General features: G+C 71.7%; 19 protein-coding genes and 1 tRNA gene. 11 read left to right on the top strand and 9 right to left on the bottom strand.

Annotated features, from left to right (window positions below):
• Together ACIBCA_RS05390 and ilvA are read right to left on the bottom strand one after the other, a co-directional pair.
• Positions 1–1119, bottom strand: a complete 1119-nt coding sequence (locus tag ACIBCA_RS05390; RefSeq protein WP_396281488.1) for an ATP-binding cassette domain-containing protein — start codon at positions 1117–1119, stop codon at positions 1–3.
• Between the two features lie 161 nt (positions 1120–1280).
• Entirely contained in the window at positions 1281–2492 is a 1212-nt protein-coding gene (ilvA, locus tag ACIBCA_RS05385) for a threonine ammonia-lyase (protein WP_396281487.1), read from the bottom strand.
• A 135-nt stretch (positions 2493–2627) separates the two neighbouring features.
• Between ilvA and ACIBCA_RS05380 the strand changes: the two genes are divergently transcribed.
• Positions 2628–3119 (top strand): MarR family winged helix-turn-helix transcriptional regulator, encoded by a 492-nt coding sequence (locus tag ACIBCA_RS05380; protein WP_396281486.1) that lies wholly within the window; start codon positions 2628–2630, stop codon positions 3117–3119.
• A 74-nt stretch (positions 3120–3193) separates the two neighbouring features.
• Here ACIBCA_RS05380 and ACIBCA_RS05375 read toward each other — a convergent pair whose 3' ends face one another.
• Positions 3194–4348, bottom strand: a complete 1155-nt coding sequence (locus tag ACIBCA_RS05375) for a cystathionine gamma-synthase (protein ID WP_396281485.1) — start codon at positions 4346–4348, stop codon at positions 3194–3196.
• Between the two features lie 160 nt (positions 4349–4508).
• Here ACIBCA_RS05375 and msrA point away from each other — a divergent pair, with 160 nt between their 5' ends.
• Together msrA and ACIBCA_RS05365 are read left to right on the top strand one after the other, a co-directional pair.
• Positions 4509–5174, top strand: a complete 666-nt coding sequence (gene msrA, locus ACIBCA_RS05370) for a peptide-methionine (S)-S-oxide reductase MsrA (RefSeq protein WP_396281484.1) — start codon at positions 4509–4511, stop codon at positions 5172–5174.
• 178 nt (positions 5175–5352) lie between these two features.
• Positions 5353–5715, top strand: coding sequence for a cupin domain-containing protein (locus ACIBCA_RS05365; protein WP_396281483.1), 363 nt, complete (start codon positions 5353–5355; stop codon positions 5713–5715).
• 58 nt (positions 5716–5773) lie between these two features.
• On the opposite strand, the gene ACIBCA_RS05360 is transcribed toward ACIBCA_RS05365, so the two are convergent.
• The 3 genes from ACIBCA_RS05360 to ACIBCA_RS05350 form a co-directional block, all read right to left on the bottom strand.
• Positions 5774–7039 carry an Ig-like domain-containing protein gene (locus ACIBCA_RS05360; RefSeq protein WP_396281482.1) on the bottom strand — a complete coding sequence of 422 codons (1266 nt, stop codon included), beginning with the start codon at positions 7037–7039 and terminating at the stop codon, positions 5774–5776.
• Between the two features lie 184 nt (positions 7040–7223).
• Positions 7224–7562, bottom strand: a complete 339-nt coding sequence (locus ACIBCA_RS05355; protein ID WP_396281481.1) for a hypothetical protein — start codon at positions 7560–7562, stop codon at positions 7224–7226.
• 451 nt (positions 7563–8013) lie between these two features.
• Entirely contained in the window at positions 8014–9450 is a 1437-nt protein-coding gene (locus tag ACIBCA_RS05350; RefSeq protein ID WP_396281480.1) for a cystathionine beta-synthase, read from the bottom strand.
• A 160-nt stretch (positions 9451–9610) separates the two neighbouring features.
• On the opposite strand from ACIBCA_RS05350, the gene ACIBCA_RS05345 reads away from it, so the two are divergent.
• The 3 genes from ACIBCA_RS05345 to ACIBCA_RS05335 all read left to right on the top strand — a co-directional run bounded on the left by ACIBCA_RS05345 (position 9611) and on the right by ACIBCA_RS05335 (position 13218).
• The gene (locus ACIBCA_RS05345) at positions 9611–10687 is read left to right on the top strand and encodes an SGNH/GDSL hydrolase family protein (RefSeq protein ID WP_396281479.1); all 1077 of its coding nucleotides are present in this window, start codon (positions 9611–9613) and stop codon (positions 10685–10687) included.
• 63 nt (positions 10688–10750) lie between these two features.
• Positions 10751–11971, top strand: a complete 1221-nt coding sequence (locus tag ACIBCA_RS05340; protein WP_396281478.1) for an acetyl-CoA C-acetyltransferase — start codon at positions 10751–10753, stop codon at positions 11969–11971.
• Positions 11972–12273: 302 nt separating this feature from the next.
• Positions 12274–13218: a hypothetical protein gene (locus tag ACIBCA_RS05335; RefSeq protein ID WP_396281477.1), complete on the top strand. Its 945-nt coding sequence runs from the start codon at positions 12274–12276 to the stop codon at positions 13216–13218.
• A gap of 76 nt (positions 13219–13294) precedes the next feature.
• On the opposite strand, the gene ACIBCA_RS05330 is transcribed toward ACIBCA_RS05335, so the two are convergent.
• On the bottom strand, positions 13295–13636 hold the full coding sequence (locus ACIBCA_RS05330; RefSeq protein WP_396281476.1) for a hypothetical protein: 342 nt from the start codon (positions 13634–13636) through the stop codon (positions 13295–13297).
• An 88-nt stretch (positions 13637–13724) separates the two neighbouring features.
• Positions 13725–14597: a Bax inhibitor-1/YccA family protein gene (locus ACIBCA_RS05325; RefSeq protein ID WP_396281475.1), complete on the bottom strand. Its 873-nt coding sequence runs from the start codon at positions 14595–14597 to the stop codon at positions 13725–13727.
• Between the two features lie 264 nt (positions 14598–14861).
• On the opposite strand from ACIBCA_RS05325, the gene ACIBCA_RS05320 reads away from it, so the two are divergent.
• The 3 genes from ACIBCA_RS05320 to ACIBCA_RS05310 all read left to right on the top strand — a co-directional run bounded on the left by ACIBCA_RS05320 (position 14862) and on the right by ACIBCA_RS05310 (position 18172).
• Complete coding sequence (locus ACIBCA_RS05320) at positions 14862–15983, top strand: sugar ABC transporter substrate-binding protein (protein WP_396281474.1); 1122 nt, start codon at positions 14862–14864, stop codon at positions 15981–15983.
• 69 nt (positions 15984–16052) lie between these two features.
• The gene (locus ACIBCA_RS05315) at positions 16053–16832 is read left to right on the top strand and encodes an ATP-binding cassette domain-containing protein (RefSeq protein WP_396281473.1); all 780 of its coding nucleotides are present in this window, start codon (positions 16053–16055) and stop codon (positions 16830–16832) included.
• Between the two features lie 71 nt (positions 16833–16903).
• Positions 16904–18172 (top strand): sugar ABC transporter permease, encoded by a 1269-nt coding sequence (locus ACIBCA_RS05310; protein ID WP_396281804.1) that lies wholly within the window; start codon positions 16904–16906, stop codon positions 18170–18172.
• A 121-nt stretch (positions 18173–18293) separates the two neighbouring features.
• Here the strand turns inward: ACIBCA_RS05310 and ACIBCA_RS05305 are convergent.
• A tRNA-Leu gene (locus ACIBCA_RS05305) sits at positions 18294–18378 on the bottom strand.
• Positions 18379–18672: 294 nt separating this feature from the next.
• Here ACIBCA_RS05305 and ACIBCA_RS05300 point away from each other — a divergent pair.
• Positions 18673–19446: an ABC transporter ATP-binding protein gene (locus tag ACIBCA_RS05300; RefSeq protein WP_396281472.1), complete on the top strand. Its 774-nt coding sequence runs from the start codon at positions 18673–18675 to the stop codon at positions 19444–19446.
• A 47-nt stretch (positions 19447–19493) separates the two neighbouring features.
• Complete coding sequence (locus ACIBCA_RS05295; RefSeq protein WP_396281471.1) at positions 19494–22052, top strand: ABC transporter permease; 2559 nt, start codon at positions 19494–19496, stop codon at positions 22050–22052.
• Positions 22053–22110: the final 58 nt, after the last annotated feature.

Raw genomic sequence — 22110 nt, 5'->3', positions numbered from 1 at the left:
TCAGCGCTCCTTTCCGGCCGTGACGGCCTGCTGCTCGTCCGGTCCGCCGTCGCCGCCGACGCCGTCCCCGCCGGGGGCCTGCCGACCCCGGCGGCCCTTGCCGTCCTTGCCGTCCTTGCCGTCCTTGCCGTCCTTGCCGCCGCCCCCGGCGCTCCCGGCGCCGTTCTCCTCCTCGGCCGTCTCGGCGAGGTGGCCGGTGAGGGTGAGGAAGACGTCGTCCAGGGTCGGCCGGCGCAGCCCGATGTCGTCGATCTCGACGCCGCGCGCGTCCAGTTCGCGGATGGCGGCGGCCAGCACCCGGGCGCCGCCGCTGACCGGGACGGTGATGCGGCGGGTGTTCTTCTCGACGGCGGGCTCGCCCAGCGCGTACCCGCCGAGGGCGGCGACCGCGTCGGCGATCATGCCGGGCTCGTGCACCACGACCTCGATCCGCTCGCCGCCGATCTGCGCCTTGAGGTGGTCGGCGGTGCCCCGGGCGATCACCTTGCCGTGGTCGACCACGACGATGTCGTGGGCGAGCCGGTCGGCCTCCTCCAGGTACTGGGTGGTGAGCAGCAGCGTGGTGCCCTGCTCGACGAGGGTCTCGATGACCTCCCACAGCGCCAGCCGGTTGCGCGGGTCGAGGCCCGTGGTCGGCTCGTCGAGGAACATCACGGGCGGGCGGACGACCAGCGCGGCGGCGAGGTCGAGGCGCCGGCGCATGCCGCCGGAGTACGTCTTGGCGGTGCGGTCCTTGGCCTCGGTGAGGTTGAACCACTCCAGCAGTTCCAGTGCGCGGGCCTTCGCCGCCCGGGTGCTCATCTGGTAGAGCTCGCCGACCATGGTGAGGTTCTCGAAGCCCGTCAGGTACTCGTCGACGGCCGCGTACTGGCCGGAGAGGCCGATCAGGCTGCGGACCTGGTTGGGGTGCTTGAGGACGTCGACCCCGGCGACCACGGCGCGGCCGGAGTCGGGGCGCAGCAGCGTGGTGAGGACGCGCACGGTGGTGGTCTTCCCGGCTCCGTTCGGGCCGAGCAGCCCGAGCACCGTGCCCTCGGGGACGTCCAGGCTGACGCCGTCCAGGGCTCGTACGTCGCCGAAGGTCTTCACCAGATTCTCGGCTTGGATGGCTGGCGCCATGACCTGCCTCATCTCATCGGACATATGGAGCGATCTGTCCCACTCTGCCCCGTTTTCGGGCACGCGGGCGACTCGGTTCTCACCCGCCGGACGCAGAACGCGATGTATCGCGAGTGTGGCAACTCGCGATACATCGCGTCAAGGGAATATAAGATCGGGTCTCAGCTCGAGACCACGTACCCGGCCTCCCGCAGCTCCCCGGTCACCGCCGCGCAGTGCTCGGGCCCCTTCGTCTCCAGGTGCAGGTCCACCTCGACCTCGGTCAGTCCCAGCCGCGGGTCGATCCGCACGTGCGCCACGTCCAGCACGTTGGCGTCCACCCTGGTCAGCACCCCCAGCAGGTCCGCCAGGGCGCCGGGCTTGTCCGCCAGGCGCACCCGCAGCGACAGGTAGCGCCCGGCCGCGGCCAGCCCGTGCCGCAGCACCCGCTGCATCAGCTGCGGGTCGATGTTGCCGCCGGAGAGCACCGCCACCACCGGGCCCTCGAAGGACTCCGGCTGCTCCAGCAGCGCCGCGATCGGCGCCGCGCCCGCCGGCTCGACCACCAGCTTGAGCCGCTCCAGGCCGAGCAGCAGGGCCCGGGAGAGTGCGTCCTCGGAGACGGTGCGGATGCCGTCGGCGAGGGTGTTGACCACCTCGAACGGGATGTCACCGGGCCGCCCGACCATGATCCCGTCCGCCATCGTGGCGAAGGACTCCAGCGACACCGGCCGCCCGGCCGCCAGCGAGGGCGGGTACGCGGCCGCGCCCGCCGCCTGCACCCCGATCACCCGTACGTCCGGCCGCAGCGGCTTGACGGCCGCCGCGATCCCGGCGAGCAGCCCGCCGCCGCCCACCCCGACCAGGATCGTGCGCACCTCGGGGCACTGCTCCAGGATCTCCAGGCCCACCGTCGCCTGGCCGGTCACCACGTCCCAGTGGTCGAAGGGGTGGATGAACACCGCGCCCGTCGCGTCCGCGTAGCTCCGCGCGGCCTGCAGCGCCTCGTCGACGTTGGCGCCGTGCAGCCGCACCTCCGCGCCGTACTCCCGGGTGGCCGCGACCTTGGGCAGCGGGGCCGCGACGGGCATGAACACCGTCGAGCGCACCCCCAGCAGCGAGGCCGCCAGCGCCACGCCCTGCGCGTGGTTGCCCGCGCTCGCGGCCACCACCCCGCCGGCCCGCTGCACGGGGCTGAGGCCCGCGATCCGCACGTAGGCGCCGCGCAGCTTGAAGGAGCCGGTGCGCTGGAGGTTCTCGCACTTGAGGTGGACGGGCGCGCCGACCAGCCGGGACAGGTACCGGCTGCCCTCCATCGGGGTCTGCCGGGCGACCCCGGCGAGCATCTTCTGGGCGCCGCGGACGTCGTCGAGGGTGATCGGCCAGGTGTGCATGGCGCAAGCGTAGGACGCGCCCGCGGAGCCGCTCTGGAACGCGACCGGTGCTGCCGGGCCTGTTCCCGGGCCCGCCCGGCCCGCGTACGCTGCTGGTCCTGAGCCTCCCTCACCGCACGACGATCGTGAGCCGCGATGACGACGACCTCGCCCCAGGCCACCGACCGCACCGAACCCGTGCACACCCAACTCCAGTACCAGCTGGCACTGTTCGCCCGCCGGATGGAACAGGTCCGCACCTCAGGCGGCGGCGTCGCCGCGCTGGACCGGGCCGCCTACCTGCTGCTCGACCGCCTCGACCGGCACGGCCCGGCGAACGTCAAAGCCCTGGCGGACGCCCTCGGCGTGGACTCCTCCACGGTGACCCGCCAGGTGGCCCCGCTGGTCGCCTCCGAGCTGGTCGGCCGGGTGCAGGACCCGGCCGACCGCCGTGCCGTACGGCTGGCGCTGACCCCCCGCGGCTGCGGCCGACTGGCCGAAGTCCGCGACGGCCGGGCCGAGTTGGCCCGCCGTCTGGTGGCGGACTGGCCGCCCGAGGAGCAGCACGCGTTCTGCTCCCTGCTGGCCCGCTTCAACCTCGCGATGGAGTCGTACAGCGCGGACCAGCAGGGCGGTCAGAACCCGTAGTCAGATCCCGTGGTCAGAACCCGTAGTCAGAACCCGTAGCCGGAACCTTCAGCCGGAACCTTCAGCCGAGACGCTCAGCCCAGCGCCTGGGTGAGGTCGGCGAGCAGGTCGTCGATCGACTCGATGCCGACCGAGACGCGCACCAGGTCCGCCGGGACCTCCAGGGCGGAACCGGCCACCGAGGCGTGCGTCATCCGGCCCGGGTGCTCGATCAGCGACTCGACGCCGCCCAGGGACTCGCCCAGGGTGAACAGCTGCGCGCGGTTGCAGACCTCGACGGCCGCCTCCTCGCCGCCGGCGACGCGGAAGGACACCATGCCGCCGAACGCCTTCATCTGCTTGGCGGCGATGTCGTGCCCGGGGTGCGTGGGCAGGCCCGGGTAGAGCACCTGGCTCACCTTGGGGTGGCCCGCCAGCAGCTCGGCGACCTTCTCGGCGTTGGAGCTGTGCCGGTCCATGCGCACGCCCAGCGTCTTGATGCCGCGCAGCACCAGCCAGGCGTCGAACGGCCCGGAGACGGCGCCCATCGCGTTCTGGTGGTACGCCACCTCCTCGCCCAGGCCCGCCTCGGCCAGCACCAGCGCACCGCCGACCACGTCCGAGTGGCCGCCCATGTACTTGGTGGTGGAGTGCACGACGGCGTCCGCGCCGAGCGCGATCGGCTGCTGCAGGTACGGGCTGGCGAAGGTGTTGTCGACGACCAGCAGCGCGCCGGCCCCGTGCGCGACCTCGGCGAGGGCGGTCAGGTCGGTGATGCCCAGCAGCGGGTTGGACGGGGTCTCGACCCACACCGCGCGGGTGTTGGGGCGCAGCTTGGCGCGGACGTCGTCCAGGTCCTGGGTGTTCGCGACGGAGAACTCGACGCCCCAGCGGGTCAGTACCTTGGCGAAGAGCCGGAAGGTGCCGCCGTAGGCGTCGTTGGGGATCACGATGTGGTCGCCCGGCTTGAGGATGGTCCGCAGCAGGGTGTCCTCGGCGGCCAGGCCGGAGGCGAAGGCGAGGCCGCGGGCGCCGCCCTCCAGTGCCGCGAGGCACTCCTCGAGCGCGGTGCGGGTGGGGTTGGCGCTGCGGCTGTACTCGTATCCGCCGCGCAGTCCGCCCACCCCGTCCTGCTTGTAGGTGGACACCTGGTAGATCGGCGTGACGACGGCCCCGGTCTGGGGGTCTGCTTCCTGACCCGCGTGGATGGCGAGGGTCTCGAAGCCCTGAGGAAGCTGGTGCTCGGTCATGGACACGAGCCTAGTGGGCGAATCCCGTCAACCCCGCACGAACCGGTGACCGGGGTGAACCCGCAGGCCGCGGCGGGCGGGATGCGGCCGCTCCCGGAATCCGGGGGCGGCCGTGCGCGTTGCACCCTGAGCCACCTTTCCCGACCCGCTGGAGCAGGCCGTGCTGTTCAACCGCCACAAGACCTCGCTCGTCCCCGCCGACCAGGCGCTGCCCGGCCGGGAGGCGCCCGCCTTCGCCCTCACCGAGCCGCACACCGTCCTGGGCCACCCGCTGAGCGGCCCCTACCCGCAGGGCCTGGAGGTGGCCGACTTCGGGCTGGGCTGCTTCTGGGGCGCCGAGCGCACGTTCTGGCGGCTGCCCGGCGTCTGGACGACGCTGGTCGGCTACCAGGGCGGCCACACGCCGAACCCGACGTACGAGGAGGTGTGCAGCGGGCTGACCGGGCACACCGAGGCGGTCCGGGTGGTCTTCGACCCGGCCGTGATCCCGTACGAGCGGCTGCTGAAGACGTTCTGGGAGGCCCACGACCCGACGCAGGGCAACCGCCAGGGCAACGACGTCGGCACCCAGTACCGCTCGGCCGTCTACACCCACTCCCCCGCCCAGGCGGCCGCCGCCGAGGCCACCCGCGATGCCTTCCAGCCCGCCCTGACCGCGCTCGGTCACGGGGCGATCACCACCGAGATCGCCCCGGCCGGCCCGTTCTACCCGGCGGAGCCGTACCACCAGCAGTACCTCTCGGACGCCAAGAACCCGGGCGGCTACTGCGGTCTGGGCGGTACGGGTGCCTCCTGCCCGATCGGCGTGGCCCGCACCGAGGGCTGAGCCCCCTCCGCCCGGCCCTCCCTCCCTCCCTCCCGAGTCTCCCGTTCCCGCCACTCCACGTGACGGCCCCCGGCCGCGGGCGCAGACTGGAAGGGCCTGCAGGTCGGCCCGTCCGCCCCGCCCGGCGGCCGGGCCGTCCTCGCCGGAGAACACGGGAGATCGCGGAGAGGAGTGCGCCATGTCCGGTCTCTACCAGCGGAACTTCGACGATCCGGAGGAGGTCCGTCCCTTCGAGGACGGCAAGGGGGAGCTGCGCCTGGTCAACCTGGACGCGGGCCCGGTGGGCCGGGCCGTGTTCGAACCGGGCTGGCAGTGGTCCAAGCACGTCAAGCCGATCGCCAAGACCGACAGCTGCCAGGCCGCCCACACCGGGTACGTGGTGTCCGGCCGGATCAAGGTCGTCATGGACGACGGCCAGCAGGCCGACTACGGCCCCGGCGACTTCATGATCTGCCCGCCCGGGCACGACGCCTGGGTCCTGGGCGACGACGCCTGCGTGATCGTCGACTGGCAGGGCTTCGCCGACTACGCCAAGCGGTGAGCGAGGGAGCCGCGAAGCCAGGCCTGAAGCCGCGCCCGAAACCACGGCCTGAGCGGACTCAGACCGCGCTGCCGGCCTTCCAGTCGGCCCAGCCGAGGTTCCAGCCGTTCAGGCCGTTGTCGGGGGCGACGGTCTTGTCCCCGGAGTTCACGACCTCGACCACGTCCCCGATCATCGAGGACTTGTAGAACCTGTAGCCGTCCGTGCCGCTGTCCTGCGCGCCCTTGGCGTCCTGCAGCCCGACGCAGCCGTGGCTGGTGTTCTGGCCGCCGAAGATCGACGGCGAGCCCCAGTAGTTGCCGTGGATGAAGGTGCCCGAGGTGGTCAGGCGCTGGGCGTGCGGCACGTCGGCGATGTCGTACTCGCTGCCGAGGTTGACGGTCTGCGAGTTCATCCGGGTCTGGGTGTACTGCTCGGAGATGACCATCTTGCCGCCCCAGGTGGTGTGCTCGGGGGACCCGCCGGAGATCTTGTAGACGGCGCTGACCGCCCCGTCCGTGGTGACGGTGAGCTTCTTGGTGGCGAGGTCGGCGACGCTGGTCTGGGCACGGCCGATGGTGAAGGTCACATCCTTGGACTGGGTGCCGAAGACGCCCTTGGCCCCCTGGACGTCCTTGAGCCGCAGCTTGAGGGTGACCTTGGTGCCCTTGGCCCAGTACTGCTGCGGGCGGAAGTCGAGCCGGGTGCTGGAGAACCAGTGCCCGACGATCTCGACGCCCGGCTCGGCGGTCACGGTGATCGCCTCCTGCACGGCCTTCTTGTCCGTGACCGGCTTGCTGAAGTTGATCGAGACCGGCATGCCGACGCCGACGACCGAGCCGTCCTCGGGCGTGAAGTAGCCGACGAAGGTGTTGGCGGGGGTGGCCGTGGTGAAGACGGCGTTGGCGTCCGCCTCCAGCTTGTCCTTGTCCTGGGCCGTCGCCGAGACGGTGTACTTGGTACCGCTGGCCGGGGCGGTGGCGGAGGTCCAGGAGGTGCCGTCGGCGGAGAGCTGGCCCGCGAGTTCCTTGCCGGTGGTGTCGACGACCTTGACGGTGCCCAGGGTGCCGTTGGTCACGGCGACCTTGACGGGCTCGCTGAAGCTCGCGGCCGAGGCGCCGTCGGCGGGGGTGACGGTGATCACGGCGGTCGAGGTCCTGGGGGTGGCGCTCGCGCCGCCGCCCGTCCCGGGGGTGCCGTTGGCGCCGCCCGAGCCGCTGCCGGAGTCGCTGTTGTCGTTGCAGGCCGCGAGGAGCAGGACGGGGGCACCGATCAGCCCGGCGAGCACGCCGCGCCGGCTCCAGTTGCCTCCGGCCGTCCGCTGCTGGCCGTCCCGTGCCGTCACGTCGCGCTCCTGTCGATCATCGGACCCTTTACGGATACAGAAACGCGATTCGTCCGGTCACGGTTCCATGACCGAAGCGTAAGCGATCGTATGAGATGACCCAACTTCCTCCCTAACAGGGACAAAACGCCCGGTCTGTGACGAACAGACCGGGCGTTCACGGGCGGTGACGACGGCGTCGCCGCTACTCGGCGGACTCGTCCACCTGGTACTCGTCCCACTGCTCGTCGTCCGGGTCGAACTCGGTCCGGGCCGACTCCCACGTCGCCGAGGCGAGTTCGACGCCGGGGACGTCGCCGAGCAGGGCGACCGGGTCGATGAAGTGGGCGAGCGAGCCGGACGGGTCCACCTCGATGGCCTCGACGGACTGCTCCCGCTCCTCGTCGTCGAGGTACTCGTCCCCGGCCACCTGCTGGAGGGCCGCCGCCTTGAGCGCGCCCTCGTCGGTGATCTCCGCGATGAGTTCGATCTTGACCCGGACGTAGCGCGGGGCTTCCTGGTCGGTCGTTTCAGTGCTGGTCATGCGTGCGAGCGTACGGGAAGGGCCGGCCCCCCGGTGAGGGACCGGCCCTGCCGTCTCTCCGCTCGGGCTCCCCCACCCGGGAGCCGCGGAGACGCGCCGTACGGCGCGCTGGTGGCCGCGGGAGCCACCGCACCCTGTCGATCCGGACGGGCCGGACAGGGGCGGGACGACGGCGCCTCCCACAGCATCGGACCCGGCGGCCGGGTCAGGACCGCCCGCCGTGTCCGGAGCCGGTGCACGTCCGCCGGGGAGCCGCTCCCGGACGGTCGCCACCGTCTCGCTCGGCGAACTCGCCGCCGACCTGCACCACGATGCCCCAGCCGTGTTAACCCGGTGATGCGGACACGTGACACCGGTGTACCACCTGCTGCCGGCCCTCCCGGTGACGCCGCATCAGCGCGGGATCAGCGCGGGGATCGGGCCGGGATCAGGGCGGGGATCAGCGCGGGGTTCAGTGCGCGGAGCGCCCGGTCAGGAAGCCCAGCAGGTCCTGGCGGGTGACGATGCCCTGCGGCTTGCCCTCGACGAGGACGACGGCCGCGTCGGCCTTCTCCAGCACCGTCATCAGGTTGGTGACGGTCTCGCCCGAGCCGACCACCGGCAGCGGCTTGGACATCACCTTGTCCAGCGTGTCGGTGAGCTCGATCTCCTTGGCGAAGATGCCCTCCAGCAGCAGCTTCTCCACCACCGAGCCGATCACCTCACCGGCCATGATGTCCGGGTGCCCGGCGCCCGGCGAGACCACCGGCATCTGCGAGACGCCGTACTCGCGCAGCACGCGCACGGCCTCGGCGACCGTCTCGCCCGGGTGCATGTGGACGAACTGCGGCACGCCGCCCTGCTCGATGCTCTCCTTGCGGGCCAGCACCTCGCCGATGTGCGCCTCGTCGGTGGAGGAGGGCAGGAAGCCGTAGTCGGCCATCCAGTCGTCGTTGAAGATCTTCGACAGGTAGCCGCGGCCGCCGTCCGGCAGCAGCACCACGACGACGTCGTCCGGCCCGAGCTTCTTGGCGACCTCCAGCGCGGCCACCACGGCCATGCCGCAGGAACCGCCGACCAGCAGGCCCTCCTCCTTGGCCAGGCGGCGGGTCATCTGGAAGGAGTCCTTGTCGGAGACGGCGACGATCTCGTCCGCGACGCTGCGGTCGTAGGCGGTCGGCCAGAAGTCCTCACCGACGCCCTCGACCAGGTACGGACGGCCGGTGCCGCCCGAGTACACCGAGCCCTCCGGGTCGGCGCCGACGACCTTGACCTTGCCGCCGGACACCTCCTTCAGGTAGTTGCCGGTGCCGGAGATGGTCCCGCCGGTGCCCACGCCCGCGACGAAGTGGGTGATCTTCCCCTCGGTCTGCTCCCACAGCTCCGGGCCGGTGGAGTGGTAGTGCGAGGCCGGGTTGTCCGGGTTGGAGTACTGGTCCGGCTTCCAGGCGTTCGGGGTCTCCCGGACGAGCCGGTCGGAGACGTTGTAGTACGAGTCCGGGTGCTCCGGGGCGACGGCGGTCGGACAGACGACCACCTCGGCGCCGTACGCGCGCAGGGTGTTGATCTTGTCGGTGGAGACCTTGTCAGGACACACGAAGATGCACTTGTAGCCCTTCTGCTGGGCCACGATCGCCAGGCCGACGCCGGTGTTGCCCGAGGTCGGCTCCACGATCGTGCCGCCGGGCTTGAGGGCGCCCGAGGCTTCGGCGGCCTCGATCATGCGCATCGCGATGCGGTCCTTCACCGAGCCGCCGGGGTTGAAGTACTCGACCTTCGCCAGCACTGTCGCGCTGATGCCCTCGGTGACCTTGTTCAGCTTGACCAGCGGCGTGTTGCCGACCAGGTCGATGATCGAGTTGTGGTACCGCACGGAGGGTCCTCCCGTTGTGTGGGCATGCGAGTGCATTCGGTACGGCAAAGCCTATGGCCCGACTCCCTCACTCCACTGTCGCTCCACCCAATGGCCGACGCCCACCGGTACTCCTGACCCCCGGGCGGGTAAGAGCGCTGTTACAGGTACTGCCGTGGCCCCGAGGGGCTCCACGAGGACGTGAAGGGGGCAGCGGATGCCAGGCGCACAGGACTCGCGGGCCCGGGTGGCCCGCCGGATCGCCACCGCGGCCGCGTACGGCGGCGGCGGGCTCGGCCTGCTGGGCGTGGGCCTGGTCGGCGTGCTGCTGACCGAGAGCAGGCTCGCCGTCCAGGCCATCGGCGTCCTGGAGACGACCCCGCCCAAGGCCGACGGCGTCTACGGCGAGGCGTTCGCCGACGGCCCGGCCCGGGGACAGGACGGGCCGCTCGTCCTGGCCGTCCTCGGGGACTCCACCGGCGCGGGCCTGGGCGTCCTGCGCGGCCGCGAGACCCCGGGCGCCCTGCTGGCCGCGGGCCTGGCCTCGGTGGCCGAGCGGCCCGTACGGCTGGTCAACGTGGCCCGCTCCGGCGGCCGCTCCGCCGACCTGTCCGGCCAGCTGGAGCAGGCCCTGCCGCACCACCCGGACGTCGCGGTGATCATGATCGGCGCCAACGACGTCACCCGGCACAGCCCGGCGCAGCTGGCCGTGCGCCACCTCGGCGAGGCCGTCGCGGCGCTGCGCGCCAACGGCTGCCAGGTGGTGGTCGGCACCTGCCCGGACCTCGGGACGATCAAGCCGGTGCACCCGCCGCTGCGCTGGGTGGCCCGGCGGCTGAGCCGGCAGCTGGCCGCCGCCCAGACCATCGCCGTGGTCGAGGCGGGCGGGCGGACCGTCTCGCTCGGCTCGCTGCTCGGCCCGGAGTTCGCCGCCCGGCCGGAGATGTTCGCGGCCGACCGCTACCACCCCTCCGCCCAGGGCTACGCGACCGCCGCGATGGCCGTGCTGCCCTCGGTCTGCGCGGCCCTGGGCCTGTGGCCGGAGGAGGAGCCCCCGGCCGCGCCCGCCCCGGTCGGGGCGGTGCTGCCGGTGGAGGTGGCGGCCGCGGCGGCCGCGGGGCGCTCGGGCACAGAGGTCGCCGGCGTGGAGGCGGAGGGCGCGGGCCGGCGCTGGGCCCTGCTGCGCCACCGGCTGCGGATCGGCGCACCGGCGCCCGGGGCCGCCCCGCAGGGGGTTCCGGACCTGCCCGGCAACACGTCGGCCAGCTCACACGCCGGTACGGGTGACGCCTGATCTACCAGGCGGTAACTTTCCTCCCGGACGTCAGGTCCGCCGTCACCCAGCGAGGAGCCCGCCATGCCCGAAGCCGTCATCGTCAGCGCCACCCGTTCGCCGATCGGCCGGGCCTTCAAGGGCTCGCTCAAGGACGTCCGCCCCGACGACCTGACCGCCCACATCATCCAGGCCGCCCTCGCCAAGGTCCCGCAGCTGGACCCGCGCGAGATCGACGACCTGATGCTCGGCTGCGGCCTTCCCGGCGGCGAGCAGGGCCACAACCTGGCCCGCATCGTGGCCGTCCAGATGGGCATGGACTACCTGCCCGGCGCCACCGTCACCCGCTACTGCTCCTCCTCGCTGCAGACCACGCGCATGGCGATGCACGCGATCAAGGCCGGCGAGGGCGACGTCTTCATCTCGGCCGGCGTCGAGACCGTCTCGCGCAGCATCCACGGCACCTCGGACGGCATGCCGGGCACCATGAACCCGCTCTTCGACGAGGCCCAGGCCCGTACGAAGAAGCGCGCCGAGGAGGGCGGCGGGGAATGGCACGACCCGCGCGAGGACGGCCTGCTGCCGGACGCCTACATCGCGATGGGCCAGACCGCCGAGAACCTGGCCGCGCTCAAGGGCATCACCCGCGCCGAGCAGGACGAGTTCGGCGTGCGCTCGCAGAACCTCGCCGAGGCGGCCATCAAGGCGGGCTTCTGGGAGCGCGAGATCACCCCGGTCACGACCCCGGACGGCACCGTCGTCAGCACGGACGACGGGCCGCGCGCGGGCGTCACCCTGGAGGGCGTCTCGGGCCTCAAGCCGGTCTTCCGCCCCGACGGCACCGTGACCGCCGGTAACTGCTGCCCGCTGAACGACGGCGCCGCGGCGCTGGTCGTCATGTCCGACACCAAGGCCCGCGAGCTGGGCATCACCCCGCTCGCCCGGGTGGTCTCCACCGGTGTCAGCGCCCTCTCCCCCGAGATCATGGGCTACGGCCCGGTCGAGGCGTCCAAGCAGGCGCTGCGTCGGGCCGGCCTGTCCATCGGCGACATCGACCTGGTCGAGATCAACGAGGCGTTCGCCGCCCAGGTGATCCCCTCCTACCGCGACCTCGGCATCGACCTGGACCGCCTGAACGTGAACGGCGGCGGCATCGCCGTCGGCCACCCCTTCGGCATGACCGGTGCCCGCATCACCACCACGCTGATCAACTCCCTGCAGTGGCATGACAAGCAGTTCGGCCTGGAGACCATGTGCGTCGGCGGCGGCCAGGGCATGGCGATGGTCATCGAGCGCCTGAGCTGACACCACACATGCGGGCGTTCCGCAACTCCAGGAGGTCTGGACCACCCGTTTGGAGTGACGCAGCGTAATTGAGGGCCGGATCACACCGAGAGGTCGATCCGGCCCTCTTTCCGCTCGAAACGGGCCCGGAAATCGACACTGCGGAGCGGATCAACTGCACTGCGTAGAACGGCAGTACCTAACAATTTGGGGACAAGAGCGAAAGTCACGGACAAAGTAGACATTCGCCACTGCGGTAACAGCCCCACATGCGGCAGTGTGGAGACGTAACCCCGATCCACTCCTCGCTAGGAGTACGTTCCGTGAGCGCCGTCTACGCCATCCTCCTGCTGATCCTGATCGCCGTGTCGACCGCCGTGCTGCTCCACCTCCGGGGCCTCTCCCGCCGGCTGGACGCGCACGCCGCGGCCCCCGCCGCGCCCTCACCCGTCGACGAGACCGCGATACGCCGGGCCGTCGCCGAGGCGCTCGCCGCCGACCGTGAGCGGGAGATCACCGAGGCCCGGGCTTTCTGGGCCGAGCAGGAGGCCCGCGCGGCCGAGGACGCCCCGCTGTTCGACTCCCCCTACACCGGCGGCGCCTTCACCGGCACCGACGAGTGGCCCCTCTTCTTCCCCCGCCCCACCGGCCCGCAGGAGGCCGCCGACAACGCCGGGACGATGGACCCGGAGTTCGGCGAGGCCCTGCGCTCCGCGCTGGAGGACCTGATCAGCGACGGCGTCACCGGCCCCGTCGACCCCGGCCCCGAGGGCGGCGTGCCGCTGCGCCCCGGCCCCCCGGCCGCGGAGAGCGCCAAGGACGCCCGCGCCCGCCGCGAGGCCGACCTGCTGGCCACGGGCCTGGAGGCCGGGCTGCTGGACACCGACCCGGTCGTCGAGGAGGCCCCGGTCGCCGCTCCCGACCCGCGCCGCCACCCCTCGCACCCCGACTTCGTCCCGAGCCAGGCGCCCTCGCGCGAGTGGACCGACACCCGCCTCGCCACCCTCGCCGAGGAGGCCGTCGCCCTGGTCGACGTCCGCCCGGGCCCGCTCGGCACCCTCGACGTCTACGCCTTCGCGGACGGCACCACCCTGTGCGTCGCCCCCGGCGACCGCGAGGCCGCGTACCGGCTGATCGACGCCGTCCGCGCCGGTGAGCACGTCCGGCTGCTCGGCGGCTCGCGCTTCTCCGGCTCGTACTCGCTGACCTTCTCCACCGACGAGGAGGCCGTCTACGTCCTGGCGGACCGGGTGGTCGCCAGCATCTGACGGCAACCGACGAACGAAGGCCGGCCGAGTCCTCGGGGTTACCGACTCGACCGGCCTTCGGCGTTCCCGGGCCCGCTCAGCCGCAGAGCGCCGCCGTCGCGCGCACGGAGGCCAGCGCCCCCTCCAACACCCCGGCGGCTTCCGGCCCTTCGGGCAGGGCCGCCAGCGCGGCCGCCAGATCGTGCCCGGCGACGGCCAGTTGGTCCCCCACCGCGAACACCCCGACGTCCGGCACCTCCCGCGCCGGCTCCCCCTCCGCCGCCAGCGCCGCCCCGGCCAACTCCCGTGCCAGCGCCAGCCCGGCCGCCGCCCGCGAGGCGTACCCGGGCACCGCGCCCAGCAGCTTGCTCTGCGGCAGCGAGCGGAAACGGTCCGACAGCGCCTCGACGGCTTCGACCAACGGCTGTACGTCATGCATGCCGAGAGCCTAACCGGAGCCCGGAACGCCGCCGGGCCCCGGAGCGGTGTGCTCCGGGGCCCGGCGGCAGTGCGAGGTGCGGGTGCGACTAGTCGTCGCCGCGCAGGGAGGCGATCAGGCGCAGCATCTCGAAGTAGATCCAGACCAGCGAGACGGTGAGCCCGAAGGCCGCGCGCCAGGACTCCTCCTGCGGGACGCCCCGGGCGATGGCGTGCTCGATCTCGGTGAAGTCCATCGCGAGGAAGAACGCGCCGAGGCCGATGCCGACCAGGCCGATGCCGACGCCCAGCGGGCCGCCCCAGGTGTTGAGGCCGCCGCCGAACGCCCAGGCGAAGCAGTTGATCAGCAGCAGCACGGAGAAGGCGAGGCCGATGGCCACGCCGATCCGGGCGGCCTTCGCACTGACCCGGAACCTGCCGCTCTTGAAGGCGGCCAGCATCGAGCCGAACACCAGCGCCGTGCCCAGCACCGCCTGGACGGCGATGCCCGGGTACAGCGTGTTCAGGAAGTGCGTCAGGGCCCCGAGGAACACGCCCTCCAGCGCCGCGTAGACCAGCACCAGGGTGGGGCTGATCTTCGACTTGAACTGGAGGACCAGGCCGACGATGAACGCGACCAGCGAGGCGCCGACCGCGAAGCCGAAGTTCTTGTACGGCAGCAGCAGCCAGGCCGCCGCGCCGCTGGCGACGAGGACCAGCAGCGACATCGTGGTCCGGGCGACCACGTCGTCGATCGTCATCCGCCCGGTGGCACCCGGGCCGGCCGCCGGGCCGTTGTACATCTGGTAGAGCTGCTCGTCCGTCATCGGGCCCTGGCCCGGCGCCGGCTGGGCGTACTGCGTGCCCGCGTAGGGGTTCTGGCCGTACGGCGCCCCGGCCTGCTGGTTCGCACCGAACCCCGCGTAGCCGGAGTCGCGGGTGAAGGACCCCTCCCGCGAGAAGACCGGGTTACTGCTTCTCATTGCTCATTCCCTCCGTGGCGGCACTGCACCGCCCGTGTATCAGGGTAATGGCTTGGCAAAAATACCGGGATACTCCGCGAGGAGGATTCGGTGAACGGCTCCCGGCGGATGTCACCCGGCTCCCCGGGCGCCGCGTTGCGCGGGACCGGCCGGGTGACGCCCGAGCGAATCCGCAACCCGTTCGGCGCACCGGGATCGTCGCGGCGGCCGGAGCTTCCCAGACTCGGAGGCGAGGGGGCGGACTCAACCGGAGAGGCATCTTCCATGAGCATCGGGCTCCGCCGCGTCCTCGCGGTCACCGCCGTCGTGTCCCTCGGCCTGGGCGCAGCGTCCTGCGGCAGCGCCAAGCAGTCCTCCGGCGGCGGTTCCTCCGGCAGCGCGAACGCGAGCGGCGGTGCCGCGGTGGGTGCCGTCCGGATCGGCCTGCTGCTGCCGGAGACCAAGACCACCCGCTACGAGCAGTTCGACCGCCCGCTGATCGAGAAGAAGATCAAGGAGCTGGCGCCGCAGGCGCAGATCGACTACTACAACGCCAACCAGGACGCGACGCTGCAGCAGACCCAGGTGGACACCGCGCTGACCAAGGGCGACAAGGTGCTGGTCCTGGACGCGGTGGACTCCAAGGCGATCCAGTCCTCCGTCCAGAAGGCCCACGACGCCGGCGTCAAGGTGCTCGCCTACGACCGGCTCGCCCAGGGCCCGGTGGACGCGTACGTGTCCTTCGACAACCACAAGGTCGGCGAGTTGCAGGGCCAGGCCCTGGTGGCGGCGGTCGGGGACAAGGCGGGCGCGGGCGAGATCTTCATGATCAACGGCTCGCCCACCGACCCCAACGCGGCGGACTTCAAGGCCGGCGCGCACAGCGCGATCGACGGCAAGCTGAAGATCGGCAAGGAGTTCGACACCCCTCAGTGGGACCCGAACACGGCCAACCAGGAGGCCGCCGCCGCGATCACCGCGATCGGTGCGGCCAACGTGGTCGGCGCCTACTCGGCCAACGACGGCATGGCCGCCGGTGTCGCGACGGCGCTGAAGGCGGCCGGCCTCGGCGTCCCGCTCACCGGCCAGGACGCCCAGCTCGACGGGATCCAGCGGATCGTCGCGGGCACCCAGACCATGACCGTCTACAAGCCGCTCAAGCCGGAGACCGACGCGGCCGCCCAGATCGCGGTCGGCCTCGCCTCCGGGAAGGCGCTGGACTCCGCCCTCGTGCCGACCACGGTGACCAACGGCAGCGGCAACACGGTGCCCGCCAACCTGCTCACCCCGATCGTCGTCACCAAGGACAAGGTCAAGGACACCGTGGTCGCCGACGGCTTCTACACCGTCGCGCAGATCTGCACGGCGGACTACGCCGACGCCTGCAAGACCGCCGGCCTCCAGTAGCAGGCGGTACCTCCGAAGCCGAACACGCCCCGCCCCCACGAGGGAGGCGGGGCAAGGGAGTTGGTCACTGTGGCAGGTGAGACCGTACTCGCCCTGCGCGGGGTCTCCAAACGGTTCGGCGCCGTCCAGGCGCTCACCGACATCGAACTGGAGGTGCGCGCCGGCGAGGTGGTGGCCCTGGTCGGCGACAACGGCGCCGGAAAGTCCACCCTCGTCAAGGCGATCGCCGGAGTGCACCAGCCCGACGACGGCGTCATCGAGTGGCAGGGCAGGCCGGTGGCCATCCACCGCCCGCAGGACGCCCAGCAGTTGGGCATCGCCACCGTCTACCAGGACCTCGCGCTCTGCGACAACCTCGACGTGGTCGGGAACCTCTTCCTCGGCCGCGAGATCCGCCGCCTGGGCATCCTCGACGAGGTCGCCATGGAGAAGCGCTCCCGGGGGCTGCTGGACACCCTATCCATCCGCATCCCCAGCGTACGGATCCCGGTCGCCTCGCTCTCCGGCGGCCAGCGCCAGGTGGTCGCGATCGCCCGCGCGCTCATCGGCTCGCCCCGGGTCGTGATGCTGGACGAGCCGACCGCCGCCCTCGGCGTCGAGCAGACCGCCCAGGTGCTCGACCTGGTCGAGCGGCTGCGCGAGCAGGACCACGGCGTGATCCTCATCAGCCACAACATGGCGGACGTGATGGCCGTCGCCGACACCGTCGCGGTGCTGCGGCTCGGCCGCAACAACGGGGTCTTCGACAAGCGCCACACCAGCCAGGAAGAGATCATCTCCGCCATCACCGGCGCCACGGACAACGCCGTGACCCGCCGCAGGGCCAGGGGCCAGGAGGGTTCCCAGTGAGCGACCACATCCCGGGGAGCGCCCCCGGCGGCGAACCCGAGCGCCACCACATCCCGCTGCCCGAGGACTCCATGCCCACCGGCGGCGTCAACGCCCCCGTCCCGGTCGCCCCCGAGGCCACCCCCGCGGTCGACCCCCGGCTGATCGTCCGCCAGGAGGGCATCAAGGGCTACCTGGCCGAGTTCCGCCGCCGCGTCGGCAGCGGTGAACTCGGCTCGCTGCCGGTGGTGGTGGCCCTGATCGTCATCTGGGTGGTGTTCGGCAGCCTCAACAGCAGCTTCCTGTCCGCCCAGAACCTGTCCAACCTCTCGCAGCAGATCGTCGGCACCGGCATGATCGCGCTCGGCGTCGTGTTCGTGCTGCTGCTCGGCGAGATCGACCTGTCCGTCGCCTACGTCAGCGGCCTGTGCGCGGCCCTGTTCGCCGTCCTGAACGTCAACAACGGGGTCGACCAGTGGGTCGCGCTCCTCGTCGCCCTGGCGAGCGGCGCCGCCGTCGGCGTGATCCACGGCCTGTTCTTCGCCAAGGTCGGCGTCCCGGCCTTCGTCGTCACCCTCGCCGGCAACCTCGGCTGGAACGGCCTGATGCTGCAGGTGCTCGGCGCCACCGGAACCGTCAACCTCTCCGGCAAGGACATCGTCTCCAGGCTCTACACCACCATCTACGGCCAGCAGATCGCCGCCTACGGCGCGGCGCTGATCGGCGTCGCGCTGTTCGTGCTCGCCTCGCTCGTCGACGCCCGCCGGCGCCGGGCCGCCGGCGTTCCGTACCGGCCGATGACCGACCTCGTGGTGCGCACGGTCGTCCTGGCGGTCATCGCCTTCCTCGCCGCCTACACGCTCAACCAGTACAAGGGGCTGCCGCTGGCGCTGCTGATCTTCCTGATCTTCATCGTGGTGCTGGACTTCGTGCTGCGCCGCACCGCCTACGGCCGCAAGGTGTTCGCGCTCGGCGGCAACATCGAGGGCGCCCGCCGGGCCGGCATCGACGTGGCCTGGATCAGGATCAGCGTCTTCAGCATCTGCTCCACCATGGCGGCGGTGGGCGGCCTCTTCCTGGCCGCGCAGATCCAGTCCGCCAGCCAGACCTCCGGCGGCGGCAACCTGCTGATGAACTCCATCGCGGCCGCCGTCATCGGCGGAACCAGCCTGTTCGGCGGGCGCGGCAAGACCTGGTCGGCACTGCTCGGCGCGCTGGTGATCGGCTCGATCCAGTCCGGGATGAACATCGAGGGCCTGAGCAACGCGATCCAGTTCATGATCACCGGCGCGGTGCTGCTCGCCGCCGTCGTCGTCGACTCCCTCGCCCGCCGCACCCAGCGCGCAGCCGGCCGCGCGTAGGGCCCGTGCGTAGGGCCCGTGCGGGGCCCGCATACGCCGACGATCCCGTCGTGTTCCCACGACGGGATCGCTCTTTCGCGCACCTCAGGCCGTTTCCCCTGGTCAACGGCCGTGGCGCGGGTGGTGCCCGGAGCCGGACTCGAACCGGCACGGCCTCGCGGCCAAGCAGTTTTAAGCTGCCCGTGTCTGCGTTCCACCATCCGGGCGTCCTGCGAACCACCCCCAGAGCCTAGTCGCCCGGATCGCCCTTTCGCATGTTCCCAGCCAGGGAAGTTGTCATGTTTCCTTGCCATCTGACGAACTGTCCGGCGATTCGGCCACCGAGAGTGTCCATTCCGGCCACGACCGCCGCCTCAGGGGTGAGGTCATACCGCAGGAGGAGACCTCCGAGCCGGTCTACGCCCAGCGGTGGTCGCTCCAACCGTTCGGCGGAGCGACGAGATTCCATGATCGTCCACGGAGGATGGAAGCAATAACCGCGAGCCATCGAGGAGCACCCCGTGACCACGTCGACCGCAACCGCCGTCCTCACCGGTCGGGCGGCCGCCCGCGCGACCGGCCTGAACAAGGTCTACGGGGAGGGGGAGACCCGCGTGGTCGCGCTCGACGACGTCAGCGTCACCTTCCCCCAGGGCGAGTACACCGCCATCATGGGCCCCTCCGGCTCCGGCAAGTCCACCCTCATGCACTGCATGGCCGGCCTCGACACCGTCTCCTCCGGCTCCACCACCATCGGCGACACCGAACTCGTCGGCCTCAAGGACAAGCAGCTGACCCAGCTGCGCCGCGACCACATCGGCTTCATCTTCCAGGCGTTCAACCTCCTGCCCACCCTCACCGCCCTGGAGAACATCACCCTCCCCATGGACATCGCCGGCCGCAAGGCCGACAAGGCCTGGCTCGACCGCGTCGTCGACACCGTCGGCCTGTCCGGGCGCCTGAGCCACCGCCCCTCCCAGCTCTCCGGCGGCCAGCAGCAGCGCGTCGCCTGCGCCCGCGCCCTCGCGAGCAAGCCCGACATCATCTTCGCCGACGAGCCCACCGGCAACCTCGACTCCCGCTCCGGCGCCGAGATCCTCTCCTTCCTGCGCAACTCCGTGCGCGAACTCGGCCAGACCGTCGTCATGGTCACCCACGACCCCGTCGCCGCCGCCTACGCCGACCGCGTCGTCTTCCTCGCCGACGGCCGCATCGTCGACGAACTCCACCAGCCCACCGCCGACACCGTCCTGGACCGCATGCGCCGCTTCGACGCCAAGGGCCGCACCAGCTGACAGCCCGGCAGCCCGGCCGACCGCTTCACCGACATCCAGGACACCTCATGTATCGCACCGCTTTGCGCAACGTGCTGGCCCACAAGGGCCGGCTGCTGATGACGGCGCTCGCCGTCATGCTCGGCACCGCCTTCGTCGCGGGCACCATGGTCTTCTCCGACACCTTCGGCAAGGCCATGCGGGACAGCAACTCCAAGAGCTACTCGGACGTCTCCGTCCAGGTCGTGGACCGCGCGGCCGACTCCGGGTCCTCCGGCCGGCACAAGAGCGAGAGCGGCACCGGCACGCTCGACGACTCCTCCGTGAAGACGCTGGCCGCCCTCCCGGGCACGGCCAACGCCCGGGGCGTGGTCAGCGGCTTCACCGGGGTGGCCGACAAGAAGGGCAACCTGATCGGCCAGACCTGGTCCGCCAAGGGCGCCAACTTCGCCCCGGGCCCGGACGGCGCCGACCCGCGCTACCCGATGGCCGAGGGCCGGGGCCCGAAGGACGCCACCGAGGTCGCCCTCGACCGTAAGACCGCCGACAAGGCGGGCTACAAGGTCGGCGACACCGTCCGCGTCGCCTCCACCGGGCCGGTCGTCTCGGCCAAGCTCACCGGTGTCTTCACCACCGACGACCCGGTGGTCAACACCGGCGGCACCCTCACCCTGTTCGACCGCGCCACCGCCCAGCAGGTGCTCCTGGAGCCCGGCCGCTACAGCAGCATCGTGCTGACCGCCAAGCCCGGCACCAGCCAGGACGCGCTGCTCGGCGACGTCCGGGGCAAGATCGGCACCGACAAGCAGTTCGACATCCAGACCGGCGCCCAGCTCAAGGCCGACGACGAGGCCATGATCACCCAGGGCACCGACAGCCTGCGCACCATGCTGCTGGTCTTCGCGGGCATCTCGCTGTTCGTCGGCATCTTCATCATCGCCAACACCTTCACCATGCTCGTCGCCCAGCGCACCAAGGAGCTGGCCCTGCTGCGCGCCATCGGCGCCAGCCGCAAGCAGGTGACCCGCTCGGTGCTCGTCGAGGCGCTCCTGATCGGCACGATCTCCGCCGTGGCCGGTCTGGCCGCCGGGGTCGGGATCGGCGCCGGGCTGCAGTCGCTGATGGGCAGCCTGGACGAGAACATGCCCAGCGGCTCGCTGGTCATCAAGCCGGTGACGATCCTGGTGACCATCGTGGTCGGCGTCCTGGTCACCGTCCTGTCGGCCCTGCTGCCGGCCCGCCGCGCCGCCCGGATCGCCCCCGTGGCCGCGATGAGCGGCGGGGACCAGCCCGCCACCCAGAAGAGCCTGCTCATCCGCAACACCATCGGCGCGCTGCTGGCCGCCTCGGGCCTGGCCCTGATCGCCTACGGCGCCTCCACCGGCGACGACTCCGGCCGGATGCCGGTCGGCATCGGCGCCTTCCTCTCGCTGATCGGCGTCTTCGTCCTGCTGCCGCTGCTGTCCCGCCCGGTGGTCGCGCTGGTCGGCCCGCTGCTGCGCGGCCTCGGCGGCACGCCCGGCAAGCTCGCCCAGCAGAACGCGGTGCGCAACCCGCGCCGCACCGCCGCCACGGCCGCCGCGCTCACCATCGGCCTGACCCTGGTCAGCGGCCTCACCGTGATCGGCTCCTCGGTCACCGACGCCCTGGACCGCACGCTGACCAGCTCGGTGAAGGCCGACTACCTGGTCGACGCCGCCAACGGGATGCCGCTGACCGGCTCGCTGACCGAGCAGATCGCCAAGGCCCCCGGGGTCGCCGCCTCCTCGCCGCTGGTGGAGTCCCGCTGGTCGCTGGCCGACACCTCCGTGAAGATCACGGGCCTGGACCCGAAGTCCTACGAGCAGCTCGTCCGGATGAAGCTGACCAGCGGTTCGGCGGACGCCCTCGGCAAGGGCCAGCTCCTCGTCGACTCGGACCTCGCGAAGAAGCTGAACGTCACCGCCGGCTCCACGGTGACCTCCGCCTTCCCCGACCGCACCTCCGCCCCGGTCACCGTCGGCGGCGTGTACGAGAAGGGCGGCGTGCTCGGCTCGGCCGTCATGGCCAACGCCGAGCTCGTCAAGCACGAGCCCAAGGCGCACGCCTCCGCCGTCCTGGTCAAGGGCCAGAACGGGGCCACCGAGGCGCTCAAGCAGTCCCTGACGGACGCCACCGGCGCCAACCCGGTGATCGAGGTCAAGTCCATGGAGGACGTGCGCAAGAACTTCAGCCAGGCGATCACCTTCGCGCTGAACATGATGTACGGCCTGCTGGCGATGTCCGTGCTGGTCGCGATCCTGGGCGTGATCAACACGCTGGCGATGTCGGTCTTCGAGCGCAAGCGCGAGATCGGGATGCTGCGCGCGATCGGCCTGGACCGCCGGGGCATCAAGCGGATGGTCCGTCTGGAGTCCGTGGTGATCTCGGTGTTCGGCGCGGGCATCGGCCTGGTGCTCGGCTGCTTCATCGCCTGGGCGATCAACGGCACCCTCAAGAACAGCCTGTCCGGGCTGACCACCGTCCTGCCGTGGGGCCAGCTGGCGCTCTTCCTGGGCCTGGCCGGTCTGGTCGGCCTGGTGGCCGCCCTCTGGCCCGCCCGCCGGGCCTCCAGGCTGGACATCCTGGAGAGCATCAAGACGGACTGACCGACCGACGGAGCGACGGCCCCGCCCGCACCGGAAGGTGCGGGCGGGGCCGGCACAC

The organism is Kitasatospora sp. NPDC051170 (assembly GCF_044455705.1).
Lineage (GTDB): Bacteria > Actinomycetota > Actinomycetes > Streptomycetales > Streptomycetaceae > Kitasatospora.
This window is presented reverse-complemented; position numbering and strand designations above follow the sequence as displayed.